At 59.3% G+C, this 17399-nt stretch carries 13 protein-coding genes; 9 read left to right on the forward strand and 4 right to left on the reverse strand.

The window, feature by feature from the left end; all coding sequences use genetic code 11:
* The first annotated feature begins 2 nt into the window (after positions 1–2).
* The 8 genes from purM (at position 3) to H8Z83_RS11175 (ending at position 11656) form a co-directional block, all read left to right on the forward strand.
* Positions 3–1040: a phosphoribosylformylglycinamidine cyclo-ligase gene (gene purM / locus H8Z83_RS11140; RefSeq protein ID WP_187015093.1), complete on the forward strand. Its 1038-nt coding sequence runs from the start codon at positions 3–5 to the stop codon at positions 1038–1040.
* A gap of 112 nt (positions 1041–1152) precedes the next feature.
* Positions 1153–1770 (forward strand): phosphoribosylglycinamide formyltransferase, encoded by a 618-nt coding sequence (gene purN, locus H8Z83_RS11145; protein WP_187015148.1) that lies wholly within the window; start codon positions 1153–1155, stop codon positions 1768–1770.
* Entirely contained in the window at positions 1763–2395 is a 633-nt protein-coding gene (locus tag H8Z83_RS11150) for an IMP cyclohydrolase (protein WP_187015094.1), read from the forward strand. Before purN ends, H8Z83_RS11150 begins: the two co-directional genes overlap by 8 nt.
* Before the next feature lie 15 nt (positions 2396–2410).
* A complete protein-coding gene (locus H8Z83_RS11155; RefSeq protein WP_187015095.1) occupies positions 2411–3589 on the forward strand; it encodes a phosphoribosylaminoimidazolecarboxamide formyltransferase in 1179 nt (392 codons plus the stop codon).
* A 146-nt stretch (positions 3590–3735) separates the two neighbouring features.
* Entirely contained in the window at positions 3736–5007 is a 1272-nt protein-coding gene (purD, locus tag H8Z83_RS11160) for a phosphoribosylamine--glycine ligase (RefSeq protein ID WP_187015096.1), read from the forward strand.
* 17 nt (positions 5008–5024) lie between these two features.
* Positions 5025–8699 (forward strand): phosphoribosylformylglycinamidine synthase, encoded by a 3675-nt coding sequence (locus H8Z83_RS11165; RefSeq protein WP_187015097.1) that lies wholly within the window; start codon positions 5025–5027, stop codon positions 8697–8699.
* A 19-nt stretch (positions 8700–8718) separates the two neighbouring features.
* The gene (locus tag H8Z83_RS11170; RefSeq protein ID WP_187015098.1) at positions 8719–10410 is read left to right on the forward strand and encodes a formate--tetrahydrofolate ligase; all 1692 of its coding nucleotides are present in this window, start codon (positions 8719–8721) and stop codon (positions 10408–10410) included.
* 499 nt (positions 10411–10909) lie between these two features.
* Positions 10910–11656, forward strand: coding sequence for a recombinase family protein (locus H8Z83_RS11175; protein ID WP_418481477.1), 747 nt, complete (start codon positions 10910–10912; stop codon positions 11654–11656).
* Here H8Z83_RS11175 and H8Z83_RS11180 read toward each other — a convergent pair.
* Entirely contained in the window at positions 11575–12012 is a 438-nt protein-coding gene (locus H8Z83_RS11180; protein ID WP_187015099.1) for a hypothetical protein, read from the reverse strand. The two genes, H8Z83_RS11175 and H8Z83_RS11180, sit on opposite strands and share 82 nt — an antisense overlap.
* Positions 12013–12617: 605 nt before the next feature.
* Between H8Z83_RS11180 and H8Z83_RS11185 the strand changes: the two genes are divergently transcribed.
* Entirely contained in the window at positions 12618–13982 is a 1365-nt protein-coding gene (locus tag H8Z83_RS11185) for a uracil-xanthine permease family protein (protein WP_187015100.1), read from the forward strand.
* A 517-nt stretch (positions 13983–14499) separates the two neighbouring features.
* Here H8Z83_RS11185 and H8Z83_RS11190 read toward each other — a convergent pair.
* The 3 genes from H8Z83_RS11190 to H8Z83_RS11200 form a co-directional block, all read right to left on the reverse strand.
* Positions 14500–15306, reverse strand: a complete 807-nt coding sequence (locus tag H8Z83_RS11190) for an HAD family hydrolase (protein ID WP_187015101.1) — start codon at positions 15304–15306, stop codon at positions 14500–14502.
* Between the two features lie 27 nt (positions 15307–15333).
* Positions 15334–15990 (reverse strand): hypothetical protein, encoded by a 657-nt coding sequence (locus tag H8Z83_RS11195; RefSeq protein ID WP_187015102.1) that lies wholly within the window; start codon positions 15988–15990, stop codon positions 15334–15336.
* Between the two features lie 134 nt (positions 15991–16124).
* Entirely contained in the window at positions 16125–17345 is a 1221-nt protein-coding gene (locus H8Z83_RS11200) for an ABC transporter substrate-binding protein (RefSeq protein WP_187015103.1), read from the reverse strand.
* Positions 17346–17399: the final 54 nt, after the last annotated feature.

Here is a 17399-nt window from a genome sequence, read left to right on the forward strand (position 1 = left end):
ACATGGAAAAATCTCACTCCGCCGCCTATGCGGCAGCCGGTGTGGACATCACTGCCGGTTACAAGGGCGTCAAGCTGATGAGCGCGGACGTCAAGCGCACCCACATCCCCGGCGTAGTTTCTGACATTGGCGGCTTCGGCGGCCTGTTTGCCCCCGATCTGACCGGTATGACGGAGCCGGTGCTGGTTTCCGGCACCGACGGTGTGGGCACCAAGCTGCGTCTGGCCGAACTGCTGAACAAGCATGACACCATCGGCATCGACTGCGTGGCCATGTGCGTGAACGACGTGATCTGCTGCGGCGCGAAGCCCCTGTTTTTCCTGGATTACATCGCCATCGGCAAGAACGTGCCGGAAAAGGTGGCAGCCATCGTCTCCGGCGTGGCGGAGGGCTGTGTCCAGGCCGGCTGCGCCCTCATCGGCGGTGAGACCGCCGAGCACCCCGGCATGATGGCCGCCGATGACTACGATCTGGCAGGCTTCACCGTGGGTGTTGTGGACAAGCCCAAGGTCATTGACTCCGGCCGCATGGCGGAGGGCGATGTGGTGCTGGCTCTGCCCTCCTCCGGCTTCCACTCCAACGGCTACTCTCTGGTCCGCAAGGTATTCGACGTGGAGAACGCCGATCTGGGCCGGTATGATGACGAGCTGGGTGAAACCCTGGGCGAGGCCCTGCTCCGTCCCACCGTCATCTATGTCAAGCCCGTCCTCCGCTGCATCGAGGCCGCAGACGTGAAGGGCGTCAGCCACATCACCGGCGGCGGCTTCTACGAGAATGTCCCCCGCTGCATCCCCGACGGCCTGTGCGCCAAGATCGACAAGGCCGCTGTCAAAACACCCGCCATTTTCCGTCTGCTCCAGAAAAAGGGCGGCATCGACGAGCACGATATGTTCAACACCTTCAATATGGGCGTGGGCATGGCGGTGATCGTCAGCCCCGAGACCGCCGACGCGGCCCTCTCCGCTCTGAAGGCAGAGGGGATCGACGCCTATGTCTGCGGCGAGATCGTTGCCGGCGAAGAAAAAGTTGTTTTGTGCTGAGTGAAACCGCTCCCGGTACGCACTGTCCCGCTTTTCCGCGGTATCCTGACGTATACTGCTCCGGTGCGCTGAAAGGAATCGGTGCATCGGCGTCAAAGGAGAAATCATGACTATGAAAAAAGCGAAGATCGCCGTGCTGGTCTCCGGCGGCGGCACAAATTTACAGGCACTGCTGGACGCGCAGGCGGCGGGACTGCTGCCCCACGGAGAGATTGCGCTGGTGGTCTCCTCCAATGAAGGAGCCTACGCCCTGACCCGGGCGGCCAACGCCGGCGTTCCTGCCGAGACGGTCTCCCCCAAGCGCTGCGGCGGTCAGGCGGCCTTTGAGTCCGCCCTGTCCGACCTGCTGGCGGCGCATGAGATCGACCTCATTGTTCTGGCCGGCTTCCTCACCATCCTCAGTGCGGACTTTACCGCCCGCTGGCCCTCCCGCATCCTGAATGTGCATCCCTCTCTGATCCCCGCCTTCTGCGGCAAGGGGATGTACGGTCTGAAGGTCCACGAGGCCGCTCTGGCCAAGGGCGTGAAGGTCACGGGAGCCACGGTGCATTTTGTCAATGAGATCCCGGACGGCGGAGAGATCCTGCTGCAAAAAGCTGTGGAGGTCTTGCCGGACGACACCCCCGAAACCCTTCAGCGCCGGGTCATGGAGCAGGCCGAATGGCTGCTTCTGCCTCGGGCAGCGGAGCTGGTCTCGGAACAAATCGTAAAGGAGAAGAGCAATGCTTGATTTTCTGACCCTTCTGCGGGAGAATCCCTACCCCGGCCGGGGCATCCTTGTAAGCCGGGACCTCGTTTACTATTTCATCATGGGCCGCAGCGCCAACAGCCGCAACCGGATCTTCGTGAAAACGGAGGACGGCATCCGCACCGAGGCTCATGATCCCGCCAAGCTGGAGGATCCCAGCCTCATCATCTATCATCCCGTCCGGACCATGGGCGACGCGCTGGTGGTCACCAACGGCGACCAGACGGACACCATCTGCCAGCACGGCGATTTCCGCAAGGGTCTGATGACCCGGGAATACGAGCCGGACGAGCCCAACTGGACCCCCCGCATCTCCGCCATTCTGAATGCCGACGGCTCTTTTGAGATGTCCATTCTGAAGCACAAGAACGGCCGCTGCCTGCGGGAATTCTTCTGCTATGAGGGCTGCGACGAGAATCAGGGCTATTTCATCAGCACCTATCAGGGCGACGGAAATCCTCTGCCCACCTTTGCCGGTGAGCCTCTGGAGGTCACCGTTCCCAAGCCGGAGGAGGTCTGGGCCGCTCTGAACGGAGACAACAAGGTGTCCCTCTATACCAACGTGAACGGCGAGGTACGTCTGTTCAACAAAAATCTGGGAGATTAAGGAGAAGGTGCCGAAATGAACGAGTTGGAACTGAAATATGGCTGCAACCCCAACCAGAAGCCGTCCAAGGTCTTTATGCAGGACGGCTCTGACCTGCCCTTTACCGTTTTGAACGGAAAGCCCGGCTATATCAACCTGCTGGATGCGCTGAACTCCTGGCAGCTGGTGAAGGAATTGAAGGCCGCCACCGGCCTGCCCGCCGCCGCCAGCTTCAAGCACGTCTCCCCCGCCGGTGCCGCCGTGGGACGGCCCCTGAGCGAGGTGGACCGGAAGATCTACTTCGTGGATGACGCCGCCGAGCTCTCCCCCATCGCCTGCGCTTATATCCGCGCCCGGGGTGCTGACCGCCTGTGCTCCTACGGTGACTGGGCCGCTCTGTCCGACGTCTGCGACGCCGCCACCGCCCAGTACCTCAAGGGCGAGGTGTCCGACGGCATCATCGCCCCCGGCTATACCGACGAGGCGCTGGAAATTCTGAAAACCAAGAAGAAGGGCGGCTACAACGTGGTCCAGATCAACGCGGACTACGTCCCCGCCGCCGTGGAGCACAAGGATGTGTTCGGCGTCACCTTCGAGCAGGGCCGCAATAACCTTGTGATCGACAGGGAGATGCTGACCAACATCGTCTCTGAAAACAAGGAGCTTCCGGAGGCTGCCAAGATCGACATGATCGTGGCCCTCATCACTCTGAAATACACCCAGTCCAACTCCGTCTGCTATGTGAAGGACGGTCAGGCCATCGGCGTGGGCGCAGGCCAGCAAAGCCGCATCCACTGCACCCGTCTGGCTGGTCAAAAGGCGGACAACTGGTATCTGCGCCAGCATCCCAAGGTGCTGGGTCTGCAATTCGTAGACAACATCCGCCGCCCTGACCGGGACAACGCCATCGACATCTACACCTCCGACGAGTATGAGGACGTGCTGGCCGACGGTGTGTGGCAGAACACCTTCAAGGTCCGCCCCGAGGTCCTGACCCCGGAGGAAAAGAAGGCTTGGATCGCCACGCAGGCCGGCGTCACTGTTGGCAGCGATGCCTTCTTCCCCTTCGGTGACAACGTGGAGCGGGCCAGAAAGTCCGGCGTGACCTACATTGCCGAGCCCGGCGGCTCCATCCGGGATGACCATGTCATCGCCACCGCCGACAAATACGGCATGGTGCTGGCCTTCACCGGCGCACGGCTGTTCCATCACTGAGCCGCCGTACAATTCAAAGCTTCCGCGTCCGCACAGACGCAAACGCAGATCCGTTCCGCTGCCCCGCACATTCCCCCGTAAACACCTTACCGGTTTGCGGAAGACGTCTGCGGGGCAGCAGCTAAAAATCATTCAGGGAGGGAACCATGAACCTTCTGGTTATCGGCGGCGGCGGCCGTGAGCACGCCATCGTCAAAAAATTGAAAGAGAATCCCGCTGTGGAGACGATCTACTGCGCTCCCGGCAACGGCGGCATCGCTGCTGACGCTGTGTGCGTCCCGGAGATCGGCGCGAAGGATATTTCCGCGCAGGTGGACTTTGCCAAGACCCACAGCATTGACTTCGCCGTGGTGGCGCCGGACGATCCGCTGGTGCTGGGTGCGGTGGACGCGCTGGAGGCCGCTGGGATCCCCTGCTTCGGCCCGGAGGCGAAGGCCGCCATCATTGAGGGCAGCAAGGTCTTTTCCAAGGACCTGATGAAAAAATACGGGATCCCCACGGCGGAGTATCAGGTATTTACCGATGCTGCCGCCGCGATGGACTATGTGAAGTCCTGCGCCCTGCCCGTGGTGGTCAAGGCCGATGGTCTGGCCCTGGGCAAGGGCGTGCTCATCGCTGAGACCCGGGAGGATGCCGTTGCCGCCGTGGAATCCATCATGCTGGACCGCGCCTTCGGCGACAGCGGAAATCAGGTGGTCATTGAGGAATTCCTCACCGGCCCGGAGGTCTCCGTGCTGGCTTTTACCGACGGCAAGACCGTGGTCCCCATGGTGTCCTCCATGGACCACAAGCGGGCCCATGACCATGACGAGGGTCTGAATACCGGCGGCATGGGCACCGTGGCCCCCAACCCCTACTACACCGAGGACATGGCCCACGTGTGCATGGAGACCATTTTTCTGCCCACCATGGAGGCCATGAACGCGGAAAACCGTACCTTCCGGGGCTGCCTCTACTTCGGACTGATGCTGACGCCGAAAGGCCCCAAGGTCATTGAGTATAACTGCCGCTTCGGTGATCCGGAGACACAGGTGGTCCTGCCCCTCCTGAAAAGCGATCTGCTGACGATCATGCAGGCCTGCCGGAACGGAACGCTGGCAGAAACTGAGGTGAAGTTCTCCGACGGCGCCGCCTGCTGTGTCATCATGGCATCCAGCGGCTATCCGGAGCACTATGAAAAGGGCTTCGCCATCACCATGCCCGCCGAGACTGCCGCCCACACCTATGTGGCCGGAGCGAAGCGGGAGGAGGACCGTCTGCTGACCAGCGGCGGCCGGGTGCTGGGCGTTACCGCCACGGCGGCGGATCTGAAAAGCGCCATTGAAAAAGCCTATGAGCGGGTGGAGAGCGTTCATTTCGACAATGCCTTCTACCGTCACGATATCGGCCAGCGCGCCCTGAAAGCGCTGGAACACTGAAGGGAGCAAGGGCAGGCATGGTTTACAGAGTATATGTAGAAAAGAAAGAAGCGCTGGCTAACGAAGCCCGCGCTCTGTTGGAGGATCTGCGGGCATTTCTGGGTATCCAATCCCTGACGGGTCTGCGGCTGTTCAACCGCTATGATTTGGAGGGCATCAGCCGGGAACTGTTCGACTACGCCGTTCAAACGGTGCTGTCCGAGCCCCAGCTGGACACGGTGACGAGTGAAGTGCCTCAGGGAGACACGGTGTTCGCCGTAGAGTATCTGCCCGGCCAGTATGACCAGCGGGCGGACTCCGCCGCCCAGTGCATCCAGATCTTATCCCAAGGCGAGCGGCCCACGGTCCGCACCGCCCGGGTATATGTTCTGGAGGGTGAGCTGACGGCGGAGCAGGTCGAGGCCGTCAAGAAGTATGTCATCAACCCGGTGGAGAGCCGGGAGGCGTCTCTGGAGTTGCCGGAGACCCTGCGGATGGAATACGATATTCCTACCACCGTCCGGACCGTGGAGGGCTTCACCTCCATGGACGCTGCCGCGCTGGACGCTCTGCGGGACGAGCTGGGTCTTGCCATGGATCTGGACGATCTGAAATTTTTGCAGGGCTATTTCCGGGATGACGAGGGGCGGGACCCCACCATCACCGAGATCCGGGTGGTAGACACCTACTGGTCCGACCACTGCCGCCACACCACCTTCTCCACCCACATCGACCAGGTGGAAATTCATGACGCGGCCATTCAGGCCGCCTACGAGCGGTATCTGGCCGCACGGGTGGAGGTCTACGGCGAGGAAAAGGCCGCCAAGCGGCCTCAGACCCTGATGGACATTGCCACCATCGGCGCGAAGGTTCTGAAAAAGCGGGGCCTGCTGCCGGAGCTGGACGAGAGCGAGGAGATCAATGCCTGCTCCATCCATGTCACCGCCACGGTGGACGGCGAAGCCCAGGACTGGCTGCTGATGTTCAAAAATGAGACCCACAACCACCCCACGGAGATCGAGCCCTTCGGCGGCGCGGCCACCTGCATCGGCGGCTGCATCCGGGACCCCCTGTCCGGCCGTGCCTACGTCCATCAGGCCATGCGGGTGACCGGTGCGGGAGACCCCCGTGCCTCCCTCGACCAGACCCTCTCCGGCAAGCTGCCTCAGCGGAAGCTGTGCCAGACCGCCGCTGCGGGCTATTCCTCCTACGGCAACCAGATCGGTCTGGCCACCGGCCATGTGGCGGAGCTGTACCACGAGGGCTACATCGCCAAGCGTCTGGAATGCGGCGCGGTGGTGGCGGCGGCTCCCGCCTATAACGTCCGCCGTGAGTGCCCCGCCCCCGGAGATGTGGTCATTCTGCTGGGCGGACGCACCGGCCGGGACGGCATCGGCGGCGCAACCGGCTCCTCCAAGAGCCACAACCTGAAATCCCTCTCCACCATGGCCTCCGAGGTCCAGAAGGGCAACGCCCCCGAGGAGCGCAAGATCCAGCGCCTGTTCCGGGACAGCGCCGTGACCCGCCTCATCAAGCGGTGCAACGACTTTGGCGCCGGCGGCGTCAGCGTTGCCATCGGCGAGCTGGCGGACGGCCTGCGGATCGATCTGGACGCCGTTCGCAAGAAGTATGACGGTCTGGACGGCACGGAGCTGGCCATCTCCGAATCTCAGGAGCGCATGGCCGTGGTGGTGGCCCCCGAGGATGTGGACGCCTTCATCGCCGCCGCCGAATCGGAAAATCTGGAAGCCTACCGGGTGGCTGTGGTCACTGATGAGGCCCGGATGGTCATGGAATGGAACGGCACGGTCATCGCCGACCTGAGCCGTGATTTCCTGAACACCAACGGCGCTGTGAAGCACGCCGGGGTCCGCGTGGCAGAGAAGGACCGCGCCGAGCTGGCAAAGCCCCGGTTCCAGTCCCTCCGGGAGATGGCCTCCAGCCTGAAGTGCGCCTCTCGCCGCGGCCTTGTGGAGCGGTTCGACAGCACCATCGGCGCTGGGTCTATCCTCATGCCCTTCGGCGGCCGGACACAGCGCACCCCGGCACAGGCTATGGCCGCCGTATTCCCCGTCCTGCCCGGCCAGGAAACGGATCAGGCCAGCGTCATGGCCTGGGGCTGCGACCCGGAGCAGACCTGCACCGACCCCTACACCGGAGCCTACAACGCGGTCTACACCTCTATGGCCAAGCTGGTGGCCGCCGGTGCGGACTACAAAAAAGCCTATCTCTCCTTCCAGGAGTTCTTTGAAAAGCTCCGCAATGAGCCGGAGCGCTGGGGCAAGCCCTTCTCCGCTCTGCTGGGCACTGTGGACGCGCAGCTGGAGCTGGGCGCCGCCGCTATTGGCGGTAAGGACTCCATGTCCGGCACCTTCCTGGATCTGGACGTGCCGCCCACGCTGATCTCCTTCGCCATTGCGCCGCTGAAAACTGGCGAGGTGCTTTCTCCTGAGTTCAAGGAAGCGGGCCATCCCGTTTACCTGTTCTCCGGCACGGACGCAGATAGTGTCAAGGCGGCATGGGAGCGGCTGCATGATCTGGCGCTGGCCGGCAAGGTCCGGGCGGCGTGGGCCGTGGAAAACGGTCTTGCTGAGGGCGTGATGAAGATGTCCTTCGGCAACGAGATCGGCTTCACCGCCGAAAACGCCGACTTGGATTGGAACACCCTGTATCCCGGCGCCATCGTAGCGGAACTGACCGAGGACGTGGAGGGCGCTCTCCGTCTGGGCATCACCACCACCGAGCCTGTGGTGCGGATCGCCGATGACAGCGCCCCCATTTCCGAGCTTCTGGCTTTGAACGAGGGCGTTCTGGAATCTGTCTATCCCAGCCGTACCATCGCCGATCCGGCGGAGGTTCCCGTGCTCTCCGCCCCCGCCGCTCCCCGGACGGCTCCCAAAGCTGGCGTGGCGGTCCCCAAGGTGCTGATCCCCGTGTTCCCCGGTACCAACTGCGAATATGACTCCGCCCGTGCCGTTCAGCGGGCCGGATTGGAACCTGAGATCCTGGTGCTGAACAACCAGTCCGCTCAGGGCGTGGCCGACTCCATCAGCCGCTTCGCCAAGGCAGCCCGGAACAGCCAGATCATTTTCGTCCCCGGCGGTTTCTCCGGTGGTGACGAGCCGGACGGCTCCGCCAAGTTCATCACCGCCTTCTTCCGCAACCCGGAGGTGCGGGACGCCGCCATGGACCTGCTGAAAAACCGGGACGGCCTGATGCTGGGCATCTGCAACGGTTTCCAGGCGCTCATCAAGCTGGGTCTTGTCCCCTACGGTGAGATCATCGACACCGACGAGACCTGCCCCACCCTGACCTTCAACACCATCAGCCGCCACCAGTCCCGTCTGGTGCGGACCCGCGTTGCCTCCAACCGCTCTCCATGGCTGGCAGGGACGCAGGTGGGCGATATTTACACCGTCCCCATCTCCCACGGCGAGGGCCGGTTCCTGTGCAGTGAGGAGCTGGTTCGGAAGCTGGCTGACAACGGCCAGATCGTCACTCAGTATGTGGACGAGCACGGTGTCCCCGGCATGGACGTGGACGTAAACCCCAACGGCTCCATCTGGGCTGTGGAGGGCATCATGTCTCCCGACGGCCGGGTGCTGGGCAAGATGGGCCACTCCGAGCGTGTGGCCGACGGCCTTTACAAAAACGTGGACGGCTGCTATGATATGAAGCTGTTCCAGTCTGCGAAGAAGTATTTTGACATTTGAGAACGGGAGGACACGGATCATGTTGACTGATATTGAGATCGCCCAGCAGTGCCGGATGCGCCCCATCACGGAGATCGCCGCCACCGCGGGGATCGATGAGGAATATCTGGAACAGTATGGCCGCTACAAGGCCAAGATCGATCACCGTCTGCTGAAGGATCGGGCCGACCGGCCTGACGGCAAACTGATCCTGGTGACCGCCATTAACCCCACCCCGGCAGGCGAGGGCAAGACCACCACCTCCGTGGGTCTGGCCGACGGTCTGCGGAAGCTGGGCAAAAGCGCCGTGGCCGCTCTGCGGGAACCGTCTCTCGGTCCCGTGTTTGGCGTCAAGGGCGGCGCCGCCGGCGGCGGCTACGCTCAGGTGGTCCCCATGGAGGACATCAACCTCCACTTCACCGGCGATTTCCACGCCATCGGCGCGGCCAACAACCTGCTGGCCGCCATGCTGGATAACCACATTCAGCAGGGCAACGCTCTGGGCATTGACGTAAAGCAGATCACCTGGAAGCGCTGCGTGGATATGAATGACCGCCAGCTCCGCCACATCATTGACGGCATCGGCGGCAAAATGCAGGGCGTTCCTCGGGAGGACGGCTTTGACATCACCGTGGCCAGCGAGGTCATGGCGGTGCTGTGTCTCGCCAGCGGCATCACCGATCTGAAAGAACGGCTGGGCCGGATGATCGTGGCCTACACCTATGACGGCAAGCCTGTCACCGCCCACGATTTGAAGGCAGAGGGCGCTATGACCGCCCTGCTGAAGGACGCACTGAAGCCCAATCTGGTGCAGACACTGGAGGGTACGCCCACGCTGATCCACGGCGGTCCCTTCGCCAACATCGCCCACGGCTGCAACTCCGTCACCGCCACCCGCATGGCCCTGAAGCTGGGCGATTACGCTGTGACTGAGGCCGGCTTCGGCGCGGATCTGGGCGCGGAAAAGTTCCTGGACATCAAGTGCCGTCTGGCGAGCCTGCGGCCCAGTGCCGTGGTGGTGGTAGCCACTGTCCGGGCACTGAAAAGCCACGGCGGCGTGCCCAAGGCCGAGCTGAACCACGAGAATCTGGACGCGCTGGAAAAGGGCCTGCCCAATCTGCTCCATCACGTAGACACCATCCGCAACACCTTCCACCTGCCCTGCGTGGTGGCGGTCAACGCCTTCCCCACCGACACGGAAGCCGAGCTGCAGCTGGTGGAGGACAAGTGCCGGGAGCTGGGTGTCCGCGCTGTGCTGTCCGAGGTCTGGGCCAAGGGCGGCGAGGGCGGCAAGGCCCTGGCTGCCGAAGTGGTACGCCTGTGCGAGGAGCCCTGCCCGGAGCAGCCCACCCCGGAGGAGTTCACCTTCGCCTATCCCGACAACACCTCTCTCATCTATAAGCTCAACGCCATTGTAAACCGGGTCTACGGCGGCGCGCAGGCCGTCCTGACCCCCGCCGCCCAGAAGCAGGCCCAGCAGCTCTTTGATCTGGGCTTCGGCGATCTGCCGGTGTGCATGGCAAAGACCCAGTATTCCCTGTCCGACGATCCCACTCTGCTGGGTGCGCCCGAGGGCTTCACCGTCACCGTGCGGAACCTGAAGGTCAGCGCTGGCGCCGGGTTCATCGTGGCCCTCACGGGTGACATCATGACCATGCCGGGTCTTCCCAAGGTCCCCGCTGCCGAAAAGATCGACGTGGACAAGGACGGAAAGATCACCGGATTGTTCTGAGGCATGGTCATGCCGCCGCAAATGCGACGTACAGGCGTTTCGCAAAGTGAAACCTTGAAATTGCCCAGATTCATTTCGGGCAATTTGAGTGAAATCGAGGGGCCCCCGTGGGGCCTGCCCCATGGGGAAACATCCAAAGCAAAGCATCACGCAAGTGTTGCAAAGCAGCGGGCCAAGCAGCAAGAATAAGTGCAGAAAAGGCGGGCGCATCTGAACCGATGCGCTCGTCTTTGTCCGCTTTTATATGCAAAAGGCGCAGCCTATTCAGGCTGCGCCAAGGGTTCTTCGTATGCTATATCTGCTCTCCGTCTGCTTTTACCGGAATCGGATATTTCATTCAAATCAGGTAATTCGCCTTCCGCTGCCTGTACTCCGGGACCATTCCCCGATTGCGGGACATCCGTTTCCGGTTTGGGTTCAGGGGGCCGGAAGGTGCCGTCCAGCTTCTGAAAACAGCGGCGGTAACCGAGGAGCTTCTTTACGACAATGCCTTTACTCTATGGACCGGATTGCAAAAGGTCTGGAAGCAGACGGCATCCTCACCGGCGCTGGCAAAACAAAATGGTGGACCAGCACCATCAACAAGATCCTGCACAATGAGAAATATATCGGCGATGCGCTTCTACAGAAAACCTACACCATAGACTTCCTGAATAAAACCAGAGTGAAGAACAATGACATTGTTCCGCAATACTATGTGGAGGGCAACCACGAAGCAATCATTCCAAAGGACATCTTCTTGCGGGTACAGGAAGAGCTGGTACGCAGGCGAGTGGTCAAAACCAGTGCCAATGGCAAAAAGCGCTCCTACAGCTGCAACCACTGCTTTGCACAGATTGTCATTTGCGGCGAATGCGGTGAAATGTTCCGCAGAATTCACTGTAACAATCGCGGCTGCAAATCCATCGTCTGGCGCTGCATCAGTAGACTGGAGCCAACCGGACAGGAATGCCACGCAAGAATCGTCAATGAGCCGGTATTGGAAAATGTGGTAGTTCAGGCAATCAACACGCTCCTTGGCGATAAGTCAACCTACCAGGCGCAGCTCCAGCAGAACATCGCAAAGGTGATCCGAAGCGCTCAGCAAAATACCGCTGATGGTATCAATGAAAGACTGCAGAGACTCCAAAAAGAGCTTCTCAAAAAAGCCAATAGCAAAGAAGCCTACGACGAGATTGCCGACGAGATCTTCAAGCTCCGGGAACAGCACGAAAAGTGCACGGTGGCTTTCGTTTTGTGGACATAGTCCGCGTAATATTTATTGAACTGGGTGGATTTGTAGGGCAGTTCGTCGTTCTGATGGCACTGCTCACAGTATTCCACCCACAGCAGGCTCAAGGTGACGCCGTTCTTCTGCATCTCACGGTGCACCCACTCGTAGTCCGGCATCTTGTAGACAGGCGTTGAGGTGCTGGACGGAAACAGCCGCTCTGAGAGCTGCTTATCCGACATTTCCTCCGGCAGCGGCCATTGCAGGCCGCAGTTTGCTGCCCGCTGCAGGGTTGCTGCCACAGTGTTCCGAGCGCACTGGCAGCTTAACGCGATCTCGGTCTTGTTGAGTCCCAGGCTATGGAGCCTGAGGATCTCGCGGTAATTGGTCATACAGGTAACCTCCTTGCAGATATTTACACCGTAAAATACGGTGCATATCTACATTTTACCGCAGTGCTCAACGACGGCGGCAAGGGTGCTCAATCCCGCCGGAATGGATGCTCAATTTGAGCGGTTGAGGTGCGCAATCTCGCGCGGAATACTCAAATAATCGCCCGCAACCAAAGAGTACTATCCGGGCATAGCCCAGATAGTGCTCAAATCAGTACAGTTTTAAAAATTGGTCAATCGTGTAGGGATTCTCCCCCCTCTTCCCCCCTTTTTTCTATGCAAATCATGTCAGTGCCCTTTTTCAGCCGGAGCAGCTTGCATATCTATCGCAAATCCTCTGGATCTCAGGTAGTCACAACCCCCAAGTTCAAAGCCAGAATCGAATTGCTCAAACGGACTAACGGAAATTGCCAGTTTCAGCGCAAGGCTGCCGTTCTCGCATTATAAGATGTTCACGCAAAGCGCCTTATAGGACAAGCTGTTGACTTTCTGCGGTTTTCGGTTATAATAGTTTGTATACTTTGTCAAAAATTCAGGCTTTGATGAGGGAAATTTTAATAAATACGCCTCTGTTGCCAGTTAGATGATAGCGAGGGAAACGATTTATGAAACAATGTAACTACAGCCGCGAAGCACTATTTCAGCTCAATGGTATTCCGCCCCTTGGAATGTCGATCTCCTTGGCACTGCAACACTTAGTCGCTATGATCGTCGGCTGTGTTACCCCGGCGATCATTATTGCCAACGCGCTTGGATTACCGCAGAGTGAACGCGTTCTGCTCATTCAGGTATCCTTGGTCATGTCCGCAGTGACGACCCTGATCGAGTTATTCCCCATTGGCGGCAAGCTGGGTTCCGGACTTCCTGTAATGTTCGGCATCAGCTTTGCTTACTTGCCCAGTATGCAGGCCATCGTTGGCGGCGGCGGAGACATTGCCACCATTGCGGGTGCAATGGTCGTTGGCGGTATCGTTGCCGCTGTTGTGGGTGTTTTTGTGAAGAAGATCCGCAGATTTTTCCCACCCATCATCACCGGCACGGTGGTGTTCACGATCGGTCTTTCTCTCTATCCTACCGCCATCAATTATATGGCTGGCGGTGCCGGGAATACTTACGAGGTAGTCGTGCTGCGAAAGGGCTTGACCTCCGCGCTGGTTCACGGCTCATGGCAAAACTGGGCGGTGGCGGCGTTCACTCTGATCGTTGTGATGGTCATGTCCAACAAGGGCAAGGGCATCTGCAAGCTTGCCGCCATTCTGCTGGGCATGATCGCCGGGTATATTGTCGCCGCTGTGTTTGGCATGGTGGATCTCTCTGAAGTGAGAGATGCGGCGTGGTTCTCCCTTCCCAAATTCATGCATTTCGGCATCAAGTTTGAGTTCTCGGCCTGCATCGCGCTCGCCCTTCTGTTCGCCATCAACGCGATTCAAGCGATTGGCGATTTGACCGCCACCACGGTGGGAGGGTTGAACCGGGAACCCACGGATCAAGAGCTGCAGGGCGGTATTGTTACCTATGGCCTGACCAATGTGCTGTCGGCATTTTTCGGCAGCCTGCCAACAGCGACCTATTCGCAAAATGTAGGTATTGTTACTACAAATAAGGTCGTTAATCGGGTGGTTTTTGCTTTGGCCGGCGGATTTTTGCTGCTTGCGGGTCTGATTCCTAAATTTTCAGCTATTTTAACGACGATTCCGCAATGCGTGCTGGGTGGAGCGACCATCACCGTATTTTCCACCATCGCTATGACCGGCATGAAGCTGATCGCGTCCGAAACCATCTCCCCCCGCAATACTACCATTGTAGGGCTGTCGGCTGCGTTGGGCGTTGGTATCTCTCAATCCTCGTCTGCGTTGAGCCAGTTCCCAGAGAGCATTACGATTATTTTCGGTAAGACGCCGGTGGTCATTGCCACAATTATGGCAGTTCTGCTGAACCTGATCCTGCCTCAGGAAAACACGGATCAATAAACCGATCATCCTATTTTTAGGGATTGCTTTGATAAGACCCGTGGACTTTTGAAATCGGCACTTTTGCAGGTGTCTGCCATATAGCAATAGATGGCAGACACCTGCGTTATTACATTTCACTCTGTGCGTAACGGAGAACAGCATACTATAGCTTGCGTTCAAAGAAGCCTTGCCAGACCGTATTTCTACCATAACTGAGAAAGTTTTATTTTTCCTCATCGGCAGAAGCTCCTATTGAACGACTCGCCCAGCGAGTAGTTTTCGGTATAAAGCTTCATGCAAGAGCAGCGCACCACGAACATGCACAAATGCCAGTGCATGAAGCTTTCGTGCATCATTTCCGGTTGCCTCGCAGGGGCGAGGAAATGGCACATTTCTTATTTTGCTATGCAAAAGCGGATGCACGCCTGAGACGTGCATCCGCTTTTTTCAGTATTCAACTGTGCTTCTCTCCGTTGGATGGCTATGATGCGCTGATCTGCTGATAGCTCTTGCCCTAACGTCACGCTGCGTTCATTCAGAAAAACGGAACGAACATTCCGGAGGACTGCTGGGCTTCGTCGATGTGCATATCGGGGTTGATCTGATCCAGCCAAGGAATCATGTCCAGAAGATTCTGGATCACAAGGTCGGGCTTTTCCGCATCCGGTGCCGTTGCCGCGTCTTTTTGAGCAGAGAGGGCGGAAACGATCTGAACGGCTTTGCCGAAGCCCGCCTGCTTGGCGCCGATGATGTCGCGGGAGATCGTATCGCCCACATACACGCAGTTCTCGGCAGTGGTCTGCATCTGCCGCAGAGAAATGCGGAAGATCTCCGGATGGGGCTTGCGATAGCCGGTCACGCTGGAAACCGTCACATCCTCCATGCAGCCCCGGATGCCATACTCCTCCAGCATGTTGAACACGTTGTAAAGGGAGGCATTGTTGGAAATGATGCCGATATGGTAGCCGCGGGCCTTCAGCGCTTCCAGCGTTTCCAGAACGTCGCCCCGCAGCTCCCGGTGGTAATAGGTCACCTCCCAGAGATTGGCCAGTTCCTCCGTAATGGGGATCAGCTTTTCCCGATCGAAACCAAATTCTTTCAGATAGTAATCCGGCCAGATCTCCTCCGGCTTCTTCTCCAATTCCAGGCCCTCGCTCCAGCGCTTGTATTCTTTCAGGCCAGCCATGACCCGGCGGTCAAACTCCTCCGGGCTGCATCCCGGCTCCAGGCCGTGCGCCTGCAGGGTTTTCTGCAGCGCATCCATGGCTTTCGCCTGAGTCTCCTGAGTGTTCCAGATGTCCTCTAATGTGCCGCCCATATCGAATAAAACGGTATTCAGCATTGGTGGGTCCTCCTTACCGGTCATTATTTATGATTCATCGTCATCGTCTTCGTAAAACAGCATGGCCTCATCCTGGGCGTTATGGAACGCACCGGGAGCCGTTCCGGAGCTTTCCGGACCAAACAGGGCCTCTGTGGGAGAGATATCCGGCTCCGGCGTCTGGACCGGATCGGATACCGGCTTTGCAGCGGGCTTCTTTTTCTGCTCCTGTTCCACCGCCTCTTTCAGCTCCTCCGAGATGGTCTTTCTGACGAAATACTCGGGATGTGCCTTCCGCAGCCTTCGGTAGATGGGCCAGCTGACGGCGTTGCCAAGCAGCACCGGCGGCAGGCCGACCGTCAGAAACAGGCGCAGCATAGAGCCTCTCGTCTCCTGCGGCAGCATCCACGCCGCCGCGCAGAACATCAGCAGGATCACAGCTAGTCCGGCAAAGCCGTAGGGCGCCACCCGCTTGTCCTTCAACAGGAACAACAGGCAGCAGAGCAGCGTGCTGATGACCGTGATGATGATGGTGTGGAGCATGGAGGTGACCGTTTCGCCGCCGAAAGAGACGGTCCGGTACAGCGGTCCCGCCAGAAGCGCGGCTGTACAGAAGTAAACGGCCAGATCCAACAGGGCCGCACCGCACGCCGCCAGCGCAATGGGGCTTTTTCTGCGGCCATGCTTGTCGATAAAGAAGCTCATAGATACCTCGCAGTTTTGAAAATGAAGCGGAGAGCCTGCGCTCTCTTCGTCCTAAAAAGCTTTTGGGATGAAGAGAGCGGCGGACGATCGTCCGCCGCTCTTGCTTACATACAGTCAGCGGATGGAAGGACCGATCAGCCCAACATCTGCCAGAAATCGCGGACGGTGTTGTAATTCACAAAGATCTCGTTGGCGTCAAAGGGAGCAACGTTGATCTCGGAGAAGGGAGTGGAGCCCTCGGCGGGTTCGATGTCATCGCGGACAGGCCAGCCGCCCAGAGTGTTGAAGGGCTTGTAACCAGAGGTGTCACCGTCGATGCCGCCCATCATGAAGCGGATCAGCAGCTTGGCGGCGGCAGGATGCTCGCAGCCTTCCACAACGTACAGGGTGTTGACAGCGGGGATACCGGTGTCAGGCTCCAGATTCACGGGAGCGAAGACCCAGCCGTTATCGGCGGCCTTGCGGAGCTTGGAGGAAGCGCAGAAGCCAACGGGGGGATCCTTCTGGCCGGGGGTACCGACAGCCTCGGCGATCGCGTCGGAGGAGGCGGTGAAGATCGGTTCGTTGGCGTGCAGACGCTTCAGGAACTCATAACCGGCGTTCTCGCAGCCGTCGGACAGCTTCAGCTCTTCGCCGTACAGGGCCTTATAAGCCTCGGCCAGACGGTTCGGCTCCTCGCCTACGCAGAAGCCGGTGATCCAGGAGCCCCAGGACAGGTTATCCAGAGGATTCTGCATCATGATCTTGCCCTTCCACTGGGGCTCGGTCAGCTGCCAGATGTTGGTGATGGGAGAACCGTCGGGATAAGCCTCCGTGTTGTAGAACAGCTGGGTCAGCTCAATGTACAGGGGCGTGGCGGTCGCAGTGTAGCTGGGGTCGATGTGGGCGAAGATGTCAGCAGGCTGATAGTTGTAGAACGTCTTGTTGGCCACATACATGTTCCACATGGAGCCGTCCTGGTCCTTGATGTGGACAACGTCGGCTACATGCTGGCCGGCATCGTACTCACGGGTGACCTTCTCCAGCAGCTCGTTGGTGGAGATGTCGAAGGGAACGCAGTCAATGCCGGGATACTTTTCCTCGAAAGCGGCCTCCACCTTGGTGCATCTGGAGGAGATGGAGTACAGGGTCACGGTGCCGCCCTCATCAAGGGCCTTCTGATACAGCTCCTCATCGGTTTCCTCGGTGTTGTAGATCTGAGAAGCTTCTTCCCAGGGGGTCAGCTGGGTTTCCGCAGGGGGAGTGCCGGGGTCGGTGGTGTCGCCGGACGTGTCGGCTTTCTTTCCGCAGCCGACCAGGCTCAGCATCATCGTGCCAGCCAACAGTGCCGCCAGGAGCTTTTTGCGCTTCAACATGTTCTTTTCCTCCAAATCAGATTTTTATTTTCGCGGACTCTGCCGCAGTGGTAC

Origin of the sequence: Dysosmobacter segnis, assembly GCF_014297285.1 — a bacterium.
Lineage (GTDB): Bacteria > Bacillota > Clostridia > Oscillospirales > Oscillospiraceae > Oscillibacter > Oscillibacter segnis.